Genomic DNA, 16,205 nt, shown 5'->3' on the forward strand with positions numbered 1-16,205 from the left:
CGGAAATGACGTCAGTTCTAAGGGGGAGCCTGGAGGAGAGAATTCTCGAGCTTGCTCTGCAGCGCTACCCAGCCACGGCCGCGGCGCTGGCGCGAGAGCTCGGTCTGTCGGAGCGGAGGCTGATGATGGAGCTCAGGAGAATGGCCTCGAGGGGCCTCGTCGAGCTGGACATTCTCCCAGACGAGGTCTTCGTGAGGCCGCTCGCGCTTCTGGGGAAGCGAAAGGGGTCGGAATGCAAGGATAAAAAGGGGAGGGGTGTCGGGAAGGGGGCGCCGCCGCCGGGATACGCCTGAGGCCGCCACGTGCCCTCGCATTGGTCTATAGCGTTCCAACGAAGAGCGGCGCGAGCACCAGCGTGATGGTGCTCAAGAGCTTTATGAGAACGTGTAGCGAGGGGCCGGCGGTATCCTTGAACGGGTCCCCGACCGTGTCACCGACGACCGCTGCTTTGTGCATCTCGCTGGTCTTCCCAAATATTATCGCGTCGTCCTCTGACTCCTCAGCCCTCTTGACGAGGTCGTTGTATATCTCGGGGGCACGCTCCCTCACGCCCTTTAGTATGTCCTTGTTCTCGCGCAGGTCCTTCGCCCGAATTTTCCCGAACTCCTCAACGAACTTCTTAGCGTTGTCCCAGGCCCCGCCTCCGTTGTTGAGCACCATGGCGAGTATGAACCCCACGATTGTGCCGACCATCAGGGTGGCCCCGAGCGCCTCCGCCCTGAGGAAGAAGCCCACCAGAACCGGAACAATAACCGCGAGCAAGCCCGGCACTATCATCTCTTTGAGCGCGCTCTTGGTCACGATACTGACCGCCCTCCCGTAATCCGGCTTTTCTTCATAGGTCATTATTCCCGGCTTCTCCCGGAACTGTCTCCTGACCTCCACGATCACCGATGAGGCGGCCTTGCCCACGGCCCGGATGGCATAGGCGCTGAACACGAAGATCAGCATCGCACCCATCATTCCACCGATAAAGACCTCCACCTTGTCTAGGGCGATGTGCGTGAGGTGGGAGGCCTCAAGGTAGGCCGAGAAGAGCAAGAAGGCCGCTAGGGCGGCGGAGCCGACCGCGTAGCCTTTAGTCAGTGCCTTGGTAGTGTTGCCCACTGCGTCGAGCCTGTCTATCTTCCTCCGCACCTCCTCGGGCTGGCGTGACATTTCGGCGATGCCGCCTGCGTTGTCGGCTATTGGGCCGAAGGTGTCCATGGCTAGTATATAGGCACAGACGGAGAGCATGCCCATCGTGGCTATCGCTGTTCCATAGAAGCCGCCGGCTAATGGGTTGATGCTAAGGTCTCCCGCGCCCCACTCACCGAATTTGAAGGCCGTGAAGAGGGCTATCGAAACCACTACGACGGGAATTCCGGTGCACTCCATCCCGACGGAGAAGCCCGAGAGGATTGTTGTGGCGGGGCCAGTTCTCGATGCCTTGGCAATTTCCTGGACCGGTCTGTATTTTGATTCAGTATAGTATTGGGTTATATACACAAACGCCCACGATGTCAGGATGCCCGTTAGACCGGCCGCGAAGTACCAGTTGGAGTGGAGCATCTGGGAGCAAGCGATGTAAAATCCTGCTATTGCCAGAATCGTTGTGACGATGTAACCCCGGTTGAGCGCAACGACGGGGTCCCCATCCTCCCTTGTGCTCACGATAAAAACGCCGATGATTGTGCCTATAAGACCGAAAGCGCGCGCGACGAGCGGAAACATGATGCCGTTGATGCCTAGAATCGGATAGAGGGCGATACCGAGCACCATGGCCCCGATGTTCTCCGCCGCCGTTGACTCAAATAGGTCGGCCCCCCTGCCCGCGCAGTCGCCGACGTTGTCCCCGACCAGGTCCGCGATGACCGCGGCATTGCGCGGATCGTCCTCTGGGATACCTTTCTCTACCTTGCCCACGAGGTCGGCTCCGACGTCCGCCGCTTTTGTGTAGATGCCACCGCCGAGCTGGGCAAAGAGAGCGACGAAGGAAGCTCCGAAGCCGAAGCCAACGATGAGCAGGGGCGTGAGCCTCGGGTCCTGGCCGATGCCGTATAAATAATAAATTCCCGCGACGCCAATCAGGCTCATTGCCACGACCGCAAAGCCCGATACCGCCCCTCCCCTGAGCGCAATCTGGAGGGCCCGGTTCAGACTGCTTCTCGCGGCGCTTGCCGCTCTGATGTTGGAGCGAATCGAGACGAACATCCCAATGTAGCCCGCGATCGAGGAGCAAAGGGCGCCGAGCACGAACGCCCCCGCGGTCTTTCCGCCCTCCATCCAATTCCCGGAGCCCAGGCCGATGGCGAGCGCGAGGATTACTGCTACTATCCCCGCAATCATCCAGATGGTAGAGTACTGGGTCTTGAGAAAGGCCTCCGCGCCCTCCTTTATAGCGTCCGAGACTGCCCTCATCTCCTTGCTGCCCGTGTCCTGCTTTAGCACCCAAATAGTCAGGAAGCCGGCGAAGAGGAGTCCCGCGAAGCCGCCTAGCGGAACGACGAGAATACAGCTCGAGGCAGCCGGCGGCACCGAGACCTCGACATCACGCGTAGCGCTGTCGGTTATGTCGCCTGTGACATTGACGGCAATCCTGTGAGTTCCTTCCGTGGCCTTCCATTTGACCGTGAAGTCATTTTTGCTTTTCCCCGGAATCGTTTTCCCCGTGAGGTTTCCACCCTCGACAGGACTGCCATCGATTGTGATATGAACGTTCACCGTGGCGGCATCGGGGAGTGTGTTGTGGATGATTGCGTGAATCTCCACGTCGTCCCCCGAGACCGGGTTCTCCACTATAATTACTCCACCCGGGGTCCTCACCTTGAGCTGAAGCTCGACATAGGAGCTCCCGACCGGTTCGGCTCCAAAAGATGATGAGGCACCGGTGCACACAAGAACCAAGACCGCCAGAATCAGAATTCCCGCGCTCTCTCTCCACCTCATCCGTTTCGTGCGAATCCCCCTTTCTGGCGGGGGCATGAACAATCCCATAAATAAGAATTGCGAGACAACGCGCTCCGGCACCTCAGCCCGTGCCCTTCTCTCTCAAGAGCGGCTGAAGAGCCGGGTGGACCATGAAGGTCTCCCCCTTCCCGAAATACTCGATTACTGCGCCTAGGTCCAGAAGCGAATCAAGCACAGCGTCCACGGGCGAGCCCTTTTCGAGATTTACCCGTGCGAGCCTCTGCCACTCCTCCGGGCTCAGGAGCCGCCTCATCTCCCGCCTGTAGTCCTCGAGCACCCGCTCCACGACGCTCGCAGTGATGCGGCTCCTGCCCTGTATTGACGCCCTGAGACATGATGCCGCTGTGAACCTAAGAAGCTCCCCCGGGCTGCCGCCGGAGTTGAGCAGCAGGAGGTCGAGGGCGGGTAGCTCGAACAGCTCCTCGCCAGCACGCTTGTCGACGATATCCCTGAGCTCCAGCGCGGACCCCTCCCTGAGCGCGAGCGCTCCTGGTGCGAGCTCGGCCGGGGCCTGAACCGATATCATGTCGTAGGCCTGCCTGAGTTTCCTGTAATCCTGCGAGTGAAGTGTCGCAAAGGGGATAGTGGAGATGGCCTTTATGCCGAGCCTGATGAGGCCGGATTCCAGCAGGAACTGAACTGCCGCTCCCTTTTCCATATTGTCGATTCCATCGAGAATCAGGAGGGGTTCTTTGCCATTGCGGGTCCCCGCATCTTTGACCATCTCCGTGAGCCTGCCTGCGAGCTCATCCCTGCCGCCCTCGAGTGCGCCTACGAGTTCGGTCCTCGTCTCCTTGTTTCTCGCCCTCTCCATGGCCCTACCCAGCATATCCGCGGCCCCCTTCAGATCAGTCCTCTCTTCCAGTGGGCCCCGGATCGTTTCCCTGAGCCACCTCGTGAAGCCCCGGACAGACGCCTCGGACGGCGGGGCACCGCTCTCGGCGAGGCGCTCGCAAATCCCTCGGGCTAGTAGAAGCATAATCTCTTGTGGAGATGGCTGGGGGCTGGGGGGTGATATCCTGATATAAAGAGGGGTCATCGAGGGGCCAGTGTCGTGAACCACCCTCATCAGTTCCACTGTCTTACCCGCGCCCCTCTGGCCCGCGAGCAAGGCCTTCACGGGCCTTTTGTCCATCAGCATCCTTTGGATGAGCTCTAGCGACGCCCCGTTCTCTCTGGCGATGTAGTACTTCAGAAAAGCCTCCTTGTTGCTTAGATCCTCACCGCATGCCTGATAGGCCTCCTGAAGCGTACGTGCGGCCATTTCTCATTCTCCCGGGCGAATGGAAGGCTTTCGGCTCAGATAAAGGTTGCGCGTACTGCGTTCCATTGAAAACCCACTGGAAAAATGTACAAAAAGGGCAGCCTGCGTGACCTGTAAGGGAGGGCGGTCTTGAGGTTGAAGAAGCCCCGGGTCCGGTAAAGTCTCTCCGTGAGCTCGACAGTGCTGTTTCAAATGGCGGCGTGACTTATCACATCTAGCCACAAAAGGCCAGCTGAATGGCTTCTATTGGCCGAGGGAAAGCCCCCCTGCGAGCAGCATTCTGGAGAACGGAGCCCGGAAACAGCCACGGCAGAGAAAAAAACATAATATCTCGAGCGAATAACTGTCTCATGTTCCAGAAGGCCACCGTGGTGATGATAGATAGGGCTAGAAAGATACCGACAGAATTCCAAGGGCTAATTCACCTTCGCTCCGGCATGGAGCACAGGGAGCATGGGGAGGAGGAGCTGGTGGCGATTCTCCACATCGGCAGGGAGAACTGTTATTATGCCATCTTCCTCGACGAGCAAACCGACCTCAGGGTGATCGAACTGAAGCTGAGCAGAATTCACGCCAGACTCACCAAGGAGGCGAGAAGAAAGCTCGAAAGCGCTTTGATGAGTCTCACCTAGTTCTTTCCCGAGCATGCAATTCCCCACCAAAGGAATGCAAGGCGCAAATTCCGCGCTACTGGGGTAGAGAGAATCACTTCAGCGTTTTTTTCGCATCCACCACCTCGGCGTCGTAGACCTCCTCCACTTCGACAACCTCGTGGCCGTAGAGCTCCTCATGCTTTCTCAGGAGCCAATCCCGGAATCGCTCTATTCTGTGGGCGTTCCTCCGCCATTCGTCGTCAAGGCTCTTGAACATACCCATTGCCGTCAGTTTGTATGTGAGCTGTAGCATATGCCCAAAGAATATTTCCTTGACCAGTTTCCTGTCTACTTTGTCTAACGGGCCGCCGGAGTCGATGTAGGCTCTTCCGATGCTGGTATAAATCTCTTTCATGTCCATCTCATATACCAGCCACTCCTTCTCCACGAACTGAATTCCAGTGAAAATCCTCCGGAACTCATCTTTGATTTCCTTTTTTTCCAGGAGCTGCACGAACTCCTCCACAACCAGAGGAATCACCCTCTCTCCGATGTCGACGCCCTCCAGCTTCTTCAGGAGAAGCTTGCCAAGAATCTCATGCGTGGTTTCCTCAATGGGTTTGTAATACAACTTGGTGAGCGTGGCCCCGGTTTCTCTTGCGATAAAATCCATGGCGTCTTTAATTCTCTTCTCCAACTTGATTGCAAAGAGTTTCGCTTCCATCCTTTAATAAATTCAGCTCCATCTATAAAAGGTTGTTGTCGACCCGTTTTACAATCGTTTTATCCAAAAGCCTTTTTATGAATTTTTAGTAAAATTAGAATTCCGGAAGATTTAAATGGGAGGCCTGGGGTTCTCATCCCGAGGGTTCGGTATGAAGCCCAGAATTTCGAAGCGGAGCGCGGCCCTTGCGGCCCTTCTGATGATTGCGAGCGTGCTCGTAGTTCCGACGACAGTCTCAGCAGGACCAGTGGTCGCTATGTCTGTGGCGAACGAGAGCACCCAGACGACCACTCCTGGCGGCTCCGTCACCTACAACATCAGCATCTCAAACACTGGAGATGCGACCGCTCTCGTCAACCTCTCAACTTCCGGCACACCCACGACCTGGAGTTCCCAGCTCTCCTCGAGCCAGGTCTCGGTGTCCGTGGGAAACACTGTCACGGTATATCTGACCGTTGGCGTCTGTGCCACCGCTGTCGCCGACAATGTAGGTGTCTCAATCGTAGTGATAGGAAAATACGACTCAGGTGGAATGGAGCAGACCAAACAGGTCTCTACGACCACAAAGGTCTCCCAGATCTACAACTTCGGCATGTCCATTGACGGCGCTTTCAACAAGGACATAGCCCCGGGGAGTTCAGGGACCTTCACTCTAAACGTATCGCAAGTGGCCCAGGGCAACGGCCTGAACTACATCAACCTTACGCCGGTCGGGGAGCAGCCCGATGGCCTCACGATATCCTATAGCGCCAACCCCGCCACCCTCCAGCCATTTTCCTTCAGCACCGTCATAGTAACGGTCTATGTGCCCCCAGGGACCGAGGCCAAGCAGTTCCCCTACACGATCACCGGCAACTCACAAGGCGGGGGCGCGGCCAAGACGGCGAGTATTATTGTTAATGTAACACAGGTTTGGGGCGTCTCCCTCTCCGCTACCGACCCTGTCAGATACCTCAGTCCCGATTCAATGACCACTTTCACCATCAACGTTAACAACACGGGGAACAAGGCCGATACCTTCGACATCGCGTCCGTAGAGTTCCTTTCCCCGGCACCGGGGTGGACCGAGACCCACACCAGCTCCGTCGGGCCGATCAGCCCGAAGTCAGTCGCCCAGGCCACGGTGCAGGTCTACGCCCCGGCCAACGCCTCCTATCCGACTAGTATGCAGCTCCGGGTGAACTTCGTCTCCGAAACCAACGCCAGCGTCACACGGAACATCACCCTGACCGCCGTGGTCAACAAGGTGAACAGCACATACGTTTCCGCCACGCCATTCATTAATACCTCCGACCCTGGTGGAACGACCGGCTTTACTATAGAGGTCAAGAACTCGGGGAACGGGCAGTCCACCATCGACCTTACCCTCCCGTCCTTTCCGGCCTACCTGACACCATCCCTCGAGCGGTCGTCCATGGAACTCGGGGCCGGAGCCAGCGCAAAGGTAAATATGACCGTATCGGTCAGCAAGAACGCGCCGGTGGGAGACAGCAATATTGTGGTCAGGGCAACGGTGCGGGACACTGTGGTCAGCTCCAACTACACGATCATCGTCAGGGTCAATCAGGTCTACAATCTCTCAGTGTTTCCGTCCGGGAGCTACTCCCAGCACATCTCCCCAGACTCAAAGGCGACCTATGGGGTCATGGTGAAGAACACGGGCAATGGCAACGACACGATTACAATGTCCGTCGGGACCGTCCCCTCGGGCTTAACTGTCTACTTCGATAAATACAGCCTCTCCCTGGGACCCGACGAGACCTCCGTAATCAACGCCACGGTTGAGGTGGCGAGGGACACCCCCGCGGCCACCCATAACATCGAGCTCAAGGGTACATCCTCCTCCGGAAAGACCGCCAACACCACAATCATCGCGATAATAGACCAACACTACGAAGTGTCAATCACCACCACATCCGCCTACAACACCACGAAACCGGGCAGCTCCGCCAACTACACTGTCGCCATCAGGAACCTGGGCTCCGGCAATGACACCTTCTCGATAACAGCCGGGGGGGACAGCCCCTCCTGGGTCTCGTTCAGCAACTCTAGCCTTCCCCTCAGCCCGGGCGAAGGAAGTAATGTCACGGTCACAGTGGCCGTGCCTGCAAACGCGAAAAAGATGAATGTGACCACGACAGTGACGGCGACCTCGACCTCAAAGTCCTCCGTTAACGCCTCCGTGAGTCTCGTGACCATTATCGACCAGACCTACGGGGTTCAGATGTGGATCTCGCCATCGAGCATGGACATCAGGCCGGGCGAAAGTGGAAAATACACCGTGATCATCAAGAACTCCGGCAACGCAAAGGACACATTCTTCGTAAACATGAGCCAGAATCCGAATAACTGGGCTTCCCTTGACATCTCCTCGCCCTTCCTCACCCTGAGCAGCGACGAGTATTACAGCCTCAATCTGACCGTGAGCGTCCCCGTGGACGCCGCTGTGACTACCGTGAAGAGCGAGGTCATGGCGACCTCACAGGGCGACACATCTGTGTACACAAAGGCGGGCGCAACTACCAGCGTCACCGCGATATACAACTTCGAGCTAATAGTGAACAACGCCAACGCGAGCGGAGAGCCAACCGACACTGTCACGTTCGACGTGAGAATCAAGAACACTGGCAACACCCCAGACAACTACACCCTTGACCTCACGGGCGAGAAGCGCTCTTGGGCTAGCCTCGCGAGTCCCTCAATCCGTCTCGACACGGGGGAGAGCCGGACGGTTCTCATCAACGTCACGATACCCGACAATGAGAAACCAGCCAATCACACGATATCGCTCAAGGTGACTTCTCTGGGGAATACGTCAAAGAGCCAGTCAGTTTCATTGACAGTCCAGGTTCTCCCTAAGCATGACCTGGAGCTGAGCAGCGGGGATTTCCAGACAAGAAAGACGGGAGATCCGGGGATGAAAGTTGTATTCAAAATCAATGTCACCAATAAAGGCCCCGACCCCGATACCGTCGACCTCACCTTATCCGGCGCTAGGGTAGACTGGGCTTCCCTCTCGCAGGACTCTGTTGTCTTGGGCTCTGGGGCTTCGATAATGGTGAACCTAACGGTCTCGATTCCCAGCAACGCCCTGCCTGAGAATGTGCTCTTCACCGTTTCAGGGAAGCTCAAGTCCACGGCTAACCGAACCAAGAGCCTCGAGCTCACCGTCTCTGTGGGGCAGATATATAAAATCGAGCTCTCAAGCCTTCTTTCCGAGAATGAGACCACTCCCGGCGGGAGCGTGAACTACAATGTGAAAATCAAGAACCAGGGCACGGGAAACGACACCGTCCAGCTCACCGCCCTTAACTACAGCACTTGGGTTTCATTCAGCAAGTCCAGTGTCACCCTCGGGCCCGAGAGCTCGGAGGAGGTCACCGTAACCGTGACCGTACCTTCCAAGCCCCTCCCTGCGATGGGAGACTACAACATAACCATTGAGGGTAAGTCTGTCGGGAACGACTCTGTCAGGTCGAGCCTAAGGCTTGTTCTGACGATCAAACAACTCTATGGCGTGGCGATATCCAGCAATGTGAGCGTCAGCTATGTCGACCCGGGCGCAAGCACTTCTTACGAGCTGACTATAAAGAACGAAGGCAACGGAAGGGACAGCTTCAGCTTGACAAAGTCAGGCGAGCATACTGACTGGGTGACCTTTTCTTCCTCCTCCATCACCCTCGCTGGGGGGGCATCGTCTTCAGTCATTATGACCGTCGCCGTCCCGAGCAACGCCATCGCCCAGTCGTTCAACATTACCGTGAATGTAAAGTCGCAGGGAAACCTAGCTGTGCAGCAGAACATAACCGTGATGACCACCATAAACCTTCTTTACGGTCTGGAGCTGACCGCCTCCGATACCTACAAGGAGCTGACCAGCGTGGCCTCGGCCTACTTTAACATGACCATCAGGAACACGGGCAACAGCATAGACACATTCGACTTCGAAGCTATTGGGGCGCGCCTTGACTGGGTCTCTTTCAACACCTCTTCGGTCATTCTAGGCCCAGGAAACTCCACCATTGTGAAGGTGACCGTGACCCCGCCTTGGGCCACCCCCTATGACAAGCTCTCCGGAACATACACAAATGTGATTAAGGTCACATCGAGGGGGTACAGCTTCGCCACCGCCAATGTAACACTGACGACAAAAATAGACATAAGGTATGGTCTAGAAACAACTTGGGATGCAATCCAGAAGACGACGGGACCTGGGGGACGAGTAACATTCAACGTGACAATTAAAAATACAGGGAATAACCAGGATACCTTCAGCCTCAGCGCCCTGACCTTCACCACTTGGGTAACCTTTGATAACGACAACATAAGCATCATTCCCGCGAGCCTCTCTACTGTGATGATGACGGTGAACGTTCCTGCGGGTCAGGCTAACCAAGACTACATCATCACGGTCGAGGTAAAGTCGCGAGGCAACGACACCCTGAAGAGGAGCCAGGACATCAAGGTCACCGTCAGCGAAAGGTTCGGTGTTGGCCTGAGCAGCGAGGACACCTCGAAGGACTGCGGGCAAGGCGATTCCGTGGTTTACACGATAAGGGTCAAGAACACCGGGAACGTCCTGGAGGATATTGACCTGAAGGTCGTGGAGGGCAACTACAAAGAGTGGGCCCAGCTCAGCGTCTTCTCCGTCCAGCTCCGGGAGAGCGAGGACCGCGAGGTTGCGGTGACGGTCCGAGTGCCCTCGGGACAAGCGGCCGGAGCATATGATGTAACAATAAAGGCAGAGGTTCGAGGCCACACCGATTTCTCTGCTCAGATTGTTCTCTCCACGAGCGTTTTCTATGGCGTGGAGCTGACAACCAAGGAGGCGAAGAAGAAGGGCAAGGCCAACGAAATCGTGACCTTCAATGTGACGGTGAAGAACAGGGGCTCCGGCAACGACACCTTCGACCTCTCCATCCTCGATCCCTACTCCTCTTGGCTCGTCGGCTTTGACTATGATCTGTTCGAGCTGGGGAAGGATAAGAGCAGACTTGTCCAGGTGAGCATCAGGATAGACAAGGACGCCCTGATGCAAGACTACATAATTTCCCTCAAGGCGATGTCCGACGGGGACATCACAAAGACGGCGGTGCTTACATTGACCATAACCGTCGAGCGCACACCGGCCCTAAAGCTCGAATCGGCCGACACGGAGGAGACTGTGAGGCCCGGCCAGAGCGTGGCCTACACCTTCAGGCTGACCAATGACGGTAACGGTCAAGATACCTTCAAGCTCAAGGTCCAAGAGGGCGACTACATTACCTGGGCCTCGGTCAGCAAGGAGACAACAATTCTTGCGGTGGACCAGTACGAGGAGCTCACCTTCACAGTATCAGTGCCGGGCGACGCGCCGGCCGGTCTCTACAACCACACGCTGAAGGTGTGGTCGGCGGACAACGAGAATGTTTTCCTAACCCTCACCTTCAGAACAAAGGTCGACGCAGTATATAATTTCCAACTGAGCGCGGAGGAGCCCTTGCTGGAAGGCAAGCCGGGCGAAGAACTCGTCTACACCGTGAAGGTGGAGAACATCGGCAACGCTCCTGACACGTACGACATTCAGGTCAAGGACCTGCCTTCGGGCTGGGGGTCTACACTGAGCAGCTCAAGCGTTACACTGAACTCCAAAAGCAAGCTCACCCTTACTTTCGTGGTCTGGATAACCACCAATTATGAGAAAGCCCGGGCCAACAGCTACTACTTCTCTCTGAGGTTCATCTCGAGAGGCAACGACACTGTGGAGAAGACCCTCGCTCTGACGGCGGTTGTACAGCAGGTCTATGGCATCGAACTCACCCTAGACCCCGGCAGCACAGAAAAGACCATAGACCCCTACGGGGACGACCAGGACTTCACGATTATCGTCAAGAACACCGGGAACGGCGAGGACACCGTAACGTTCAAAGTAACGAGATACCCAGCCCGCTGGAGCTCGAGCTACTTCACCTTCAGCCCCACCGCAATCACCGTTCAGCCCGGCAATACGACCACGAGGCAGGTCTCGGTCCGCCTGTCTGCCAGCAGCATCGAGACAGACAGGGGCAGCTACGACTTCGATGTGGCAGCAATATCCAAGGACGGAACCCAGTCCCTGGCGGTCAGGGTGCCAGTAAAAGTGATTAAGGGAGCAGTCCGCAGCCTAACTCCAGAGGACATCAAGCTCAGCAAGAGCAGACTGGGTAAGGGGGAGCTCCTCACAGTGACGGTGACAATCACCAACGCGGGCGACGCGGACATGAGGGGCGTGACAGTCACCCTGTATGCCAATGGAAACACTGTAGCGAGCAAGCCGATAACCTCGACCATTAAAAAGGACAGGAGCGCACAGGTCGTGCTCGAGTGGACGCCCGAGAGCGCGGATGAATACACTCTCAAGATAGCAGCCAAGTACGGCATCGACGACCCGGTCGAGCTCACCCTGAGCCAGAAGATTGTGGTGACGGAGGCAGGCGCGGGTATGGACATCGGCTCCATATTCCCTTGGCTGCTCATCGGTTTCCTGATAGCTGTCATAGTGGTCGTCGCGGCCGTTTTCTCAAGGCGGAGGGCGGCCCCCGCACCCCCGGCAGGTCTCAGGCCACCCCTGACCGAGCCCGGTGAGGAGGGAGCGGAGGAAGAGGGCGGTGAGGAAGAAGGTTTGGGCGAGGAGGGGCTGGGCGAGGAGGAGGAGAAGATGGAGGAAGAGCCCGTGCCGCCCCCTGAGGCCCCGCCCAAAATCATGCGCATCAAATGCCCCAAGTGCACCGGGACCAAGGAAATCACCGACCAGACCAGACCTCTCGAGGTCACCTGCGATACCTGCGGCGCGAGGCTGAGGATAAAGTAGAGGGGTCGAGGGCAGGCGATATGGAGGGCTAAGCCCTCCCCCCACCCAAACCTTATCTCTTCCAACGAGAATTCAGCCCTCGGAGGGGGAGGGGTTGGACTATCAAATCCTGGCGGAGGCCTACTCGAAAATAGAGGCGACCACCAAAAGACTGGACATGACTGCCCTTCTCGTGGAACTGTTCCGGGCATCCCCGCCAGAGGTGCTACGGAAGGTGGTGTACCTCACACAGGGCAAGCTCTACCCGGACTTTATTGGCGTGGAGCTCGGCGTTGCGGACAAGCTTGCAATCAAGGCCCTCGCCTTCGTCACAGGTCTTACCGAGGACGAAATCACCGCCCGGTGGATGAGGGAGGGGGACTTGGGACTAGTGGCGGAAGGCACCATTGGGGCAAAGAAGCAGCGGACTCTTTTCTCTCAACCCCTGACGGTCGAGAGAGTCTATGCCTCATTTGAGGCGATTGCAAGAGCGACTGGCCCCGGGGCACAGGAGCTCAAAGTGAAATTGATGGGCGACATCCTCCACGACGCCTCTCCACTAGAGGCCAAGTTCATCGTGAGAACGCTGGTCGGCAAGTTGCGCCTGGGTGTGGCGGACATGACCATTCTCGACGCCCTATCGCAGGCCTTTGCCCCCGTGGAGGGCGCGGAGCCGCCTACCGCGGGTGGGGCTCCCGAGCCGACTGCCGTAAAAGTCTCGACAGGGGCCTCGCAGAATTCCGGGCACGGCACCGACGAAGGTGTGGGCCTCGAAGCTGGGGAGGGGACGGAGGGCACGATGGGTGAGGAGGCCGAGGTTGCGGCCCGAAGGAAGGTCAACAGGGCGATGGTGGAGCATGCCTACAACCTCTGCTCTGACCTCGGAGAGGTCGCCGAGAGGCTGGCGGCGAGGGGGCTGGAGGGGCTGAGGGAGATAAGGCTTGAGGTCGGGAGGCCGGTCAGGCCAATGCTGGCTGAAAGGCTCTCATCGCTTCAAGAGACACTTGAGAAGCTTGGTGGAAAGGCGAGCCTAGAGTACAAGTACGATGGGATGAGAATTCAGGCTCATATCAAAATAGGAAGGGATGTGAGGCTATTCTCGCGCCAGCTGGAGAACGTGACTGGGCAGTTTCCGGATGTCACGGCGGCCATACTTGAAGCCTTCAATAGCCGCGATTTTGAGGAGGCAATCGTGGATGGGGAATGCGTGCCGGTGAATATAGAGACAGGCGAGATGCTCCCCTTTCAAGAGGTCTCGCACCGGCGCGGGCGGAAGTATGGGCTAGAGTCCGCGGTCGAGGAATATCCTGTAGTGTACATCCTCTTCGACTGCCTGCAGTGCGACGGCATAGAGCTTATATCGCTCCCCTATCCGGAGAGGCGTAAAAAGCTCCAAAGCATCTTCCGCACTACAGAGAGGGTTCGCATCTCAGAAGCCCTGCTCACCTCCGACCTCGGCGCCGCCGAGGCATTCTTCCAAGGGGCAATAGAGAGCGGGTGCGAGGGAATCATAGCAAAATCGGTAAGGGAGGACTCCACTTATCGCGCGGGGGCCAGAGGGTGGCAGTGGATAAAGTACAAGAGGGACTACAAGGCAGAGATGGAGGACACCGTTGACCTCGTTCCCGTTGGCGCATTTGCGGGCCATGGGAAGCGCAGGGGCAGGTACGGCGCCCTCCTCATGGCTGCATACAATCGGGACCTAGACCGTTTTGAGACCGTCTGCAAACTCGGCACCGGCTTCTCCGACGAGTTCCTCGAGGAGATGACCCGGACACTAGGCGCGCTCAGATGCCCCAATAAGCACCCTAGGGTCGAGTCCACGATGAAGGCCGACTACTGGCTTGTCCCCTCCGTGGTCTACGAGGTTCTGGGTGCGGAAATCACCCTAAGCCCCGTCCACACCGCCGGTTTAGACAAAATTCGCAAAGGGGCGGGCTTGGCCATACGATTTCCGCGGCTGAAGCAGCCTCGTCCCGACAAGGGGCCGGAGGACGCGACGACCGTGCAGGAGCTCATCGAGATGTACGAGAGGCAGCTGAAGAGGCTGGAGTGAGCAGAGGACCGCTCACTGAGCCACCCCTTCAGCTACTCCTGATAATAGTATTCTCCCCTCTCCTTCTGCTCCCTGTCGAGACGCGAATCGGGTTTGTTGATTCTGGGACGCTTCGTCTCGGCGTCCCTGCGGAAGGTGATTCCAACGCTCTTTAAAAAGCGGTTCATCCCAGTGCGCATGTCAAATGGGCCCGCGCCGCGCCCCTCCACGCCGGGAATGCCCTCAAAGACCATTATCGAGTCGCTTACTAGGTCGAGGAAGTATATGTCGTGGTCCACGATGAATGCGGACTTCCCCGACTTCTCCATCACGCGCCTTATCGCACTCGCGACCTCCATGCGCTGGTTTGAGTCGAGATAGGCCGAGGGCTCGTCAATGAGGAAGAGTTCTGCGTCCCTCGCCCCCAGACAACTCCCTATCGCGACCCTCTGGAGCTCGCCCCCCGAGAGTTCTTGGATCTGCTTTTCCCAGATAGAGCGAAGGCCGAGGGGTTCAATGACCTCAGTTTTGAAGAAGAGATCCTCGGCGGTCTCATGGAGGGCAAAGCACAAGTACTCCCCCACCGTGCCCTCGAACTCGATTCTGACGTACTGCGGTTTGTAGCTAACCCTGCGTTTTAGCTCGACCGACCCTTCCGTTGGGCTGAGCTCTCCCGCAAGCATTCTCACGAATGTGGTCTTTCCCGTGGCGTTGGGACCAACGACACCGACGACCTCCCCCTCCCGAATTCTGCCGGGTTCCGTCCTCAAAGAGAAGCCGTCGTATTTTTTGTACAGGGCGGGGAACTCGAGAATTACCTTGCCTCCCCACCCACCCCGCGGCGCCTTTGCCTCGAACCGAATCGGCCTCTCTCTGAACCTGATGTTCTCCTCTCTCATGTAGCCATCGAGATAGGTGTTGATGCCGCTGCGAACAGAGCGCGGCTGGCCGACGACTCCGTAGGCCCCCTCGCTCCCGTACATGAGATATACGCTGTCGGCGAGGAAATCGAGCGCCGCGAGGTCGTGCTCGACCACGACCACGCGCTTTGATGATGCGAGGGATCTGATTATGCGAGCGACCCTCAACCTCTGATGGATATCTAGATAGGATGAGGGCTCGTCGAAGAAATAGACATCCGCGGGTTTCAGAATTGTCGCGGCAATTGCGACCCTCTGGAGCTCTCCCCCCGAGAGTTCGCTAAGTCGGCGGTCAAGACAGCTCTCCAACTCAAGCCCACTCGCCAGATTCTTGAGTTTTCCCTCCGGGTCAACGCGGGTGAGCAGCTCCCCGACTTTACCACTCTCCACCCGGGGCAGTTTGTCTACATACTGAGGCTTGAGTGAAGTGATGAGCTTTTTCTCTTTTATTTTAATGAAGTAGTCCTTGAGTTCCGTCCCCGAGAACCTCTCAATAACCGCGTCCCACCCCGGAGGGTTCCGGAAATCCCCTAGATTCGGCACGAGCTGGCCGCTGAGGATGCTGAGGATGGTGGTCTTTCCTATACCATTGGGCCCGAGAAGGCCGATGGTCTCCCCCGCTCTCGGGGTGGGGAGCTTAAAGAGGCGGAAAGAGTTCTCACCGTACTGGTGTATGAGTTCCCGCTTCAGTTCCGACGGAAGGCCGATTATTTTAATTGCTTCAAATGGGCATTTGTGAACGCAGATTCCACACCCTACGCAAAGCTCTTCGGAGATTGATGGCTTTCCCTTTTCGTCCGGGACAACGACCTTCTCGCCGCTCCGGACACGGGGGCAGAACCTTACGCACTCGTAATTGCATTTCTTGGGTTGGCATCGGTCCCGAAGGACAACTGCTATCCTCAGCGCCAT

8 protein-coding genes are annotated in these 16,205 nt (G+C 57.3%); 4 read left to right on the top strand and 4 right to left on the bottom strand.

Annotation, left to right across the window (positions count from 1 at the left end; translation table 11 throughout):
* Nucleotides 1–5 precede the first annotated feature (5 nt).
* Nucleotides 6–293, top strand: a complete 288-nt coding sequence (locus QW379_04055) for a hypothetical protein (protein MEM2869581.1) — start codon at nt 6–8, stop codon at nt 291–293.
* Nucleotides 294–318: 25 nt separating this feature from the next.
* Here the strand turns inward: QW379_04055 and QW379_04060 are convergent, their stop codons facing one another.
* Entirely contained in the window at nt 319–2,928 is a 2,610-nt protein-coding gene (locus tag QW379_04060) for a sodium-translocating pyrophosphatase (protein MEM2869582.1), read from the bottom strand.
* Nucleotides 2,929–3,010: 82 nt separating this feature from the next.
* Nucleotides 3,011–4,213, bottom strand: a complete 1,203-nt coding sequence (locus QW379_04065; GenBank protein ID MEM2869583.1) for a hypothetical protein — start codon at nt 4,211–4,213, stop codon at nt 3,011–3,013.
* Nucleotides 4,214–4,563: 350 nt separating this feature from the next.
* Between QW379_04065 and QW379_04070 the strand changes: the two genes are divergently transcribed.
* Nucleotides 4,564–4,845, top strand: coding sequence for a DUF749 family protein (locus QW379_04070; protein ID MEM2869584.1), 282 nt, complete (start codon nt 4,564–4,566; stop codon nt 4,843–4,845).
* Nucleotides 4,846–4,918: 73 nt separating this feature from the next.
* On the opposite strand, the gene QW379_04075 is transcribed toward QW379_04070, so the two are convergent.
* The gene (locus QW379_04075) at nt 4,919–5,530 is read right to left on the bottom strand and encodes a hypothetical protein (GenBank protein MEM2869585.1); all 612 of its coding nucleotides are present in this window, start codon (nt 5,528–5,530) and stop codon (nt 4,919–4,921) included.
* Between the two features lie 151 nt (nt 5,531–5,681).
* Here QW379_04075 and QW379_04080 point away from each other — a divergent pair, with 151 nt between their 5' ends.
* Together QW379_04080 and QW379_04085 are read left to right on the top strand one after the other, a co-directional pair.
* Entirely contained in the window at nt 5,682–12,359 is a 6,678-nt protein-coding gene (locus tag QW379_04080) for a CARDB domain-containing protein (GenBank protein ID MEM2869586.1), read from the top strand.
* A 94-nt stretch (nt 12,360–12,453) separates the two neighbouring features.
* Nucleotides 12,454–14,394 (top strand): ATP-dependent DNA ligase, encoded by a 1,941-nt coding sequence (locus QW379_04085; protein ID MEM2869587.1) that lies wholly within the window; start codon nt 12,454–12,456, stop codon nt 14,392–14,394.
* A 32-nt stretch (nt 14,395–14,426) separates the two neighbouring features.
* Here QW379_04085 and QW379_04090 read toward each other — a convergent pair whose 3' ends face one another.
* A complete protein-coding gene (locus QW379_04090; protein MEM2869588.1) occupies nt 14,427–16,205 on the bottom strand; it encodes a ribosome biogenesis/translation initiation ATPase RLI in 1,779 nt (592 codons plus the stop codon).

The organism is Thermoplasmata archaeon (assembly GCA_038851035.1).
Lineage (GTDB): Archaea > Thermoplasmatota > DTKX01 > VGTL01 > VGTL01 > JAWCLH01.

Coding starts and splice junctions, on each gene's coding strand:
- QW379_04080 (MEM2869586.1), top strand. CDS start 5,682: ATGAAGCCCAGAATTTCGAAGCGGAGCGCGGCCCTTGCGGCCCTTCTG.
- QW379_04065 (MEM2869583.1), bottom strand. CDS start 4,213: ATGGCCGCACGTACGCTTCAGGAGGCCTATCAGGCATGCGGTGAGGAT.
- QW379_04075 (MEM2869585.1), bottom strand. CDS start 5,530: ATGGAAGCGAAACTCTTTGCAATCAAGTTGGAGAAGAGAATTAAAGAC.
- QW379_04070 (MEM2869584.1), top strand. CDS start 4,564: ATGTTCCAGAAGGCCACCGTGGTGATGATAGATAGGGCTAGAAAGATA.
- QW379_04090 (MEM2869588.1), bottom strand. CDS start 16,205: ATGGCGCTGAGGATAGCAGTTGTCCTTCGGGACCGATGCCAACCCAAG.
- QW379_04060 (MEM2869582.1), bottom strand. CDS start 2,928: ATGAGGTGGAGAGAGAGCGCGGGAATTCTGATTCTGGCGGTCTTGGTT.
- QW379_04055 (MEM2869581.1), top strand. CDS start 6: ATGACGTCAGTTCTAAGGGGGAGCCTGGAGGAGAGAATTCTCGAGCTT.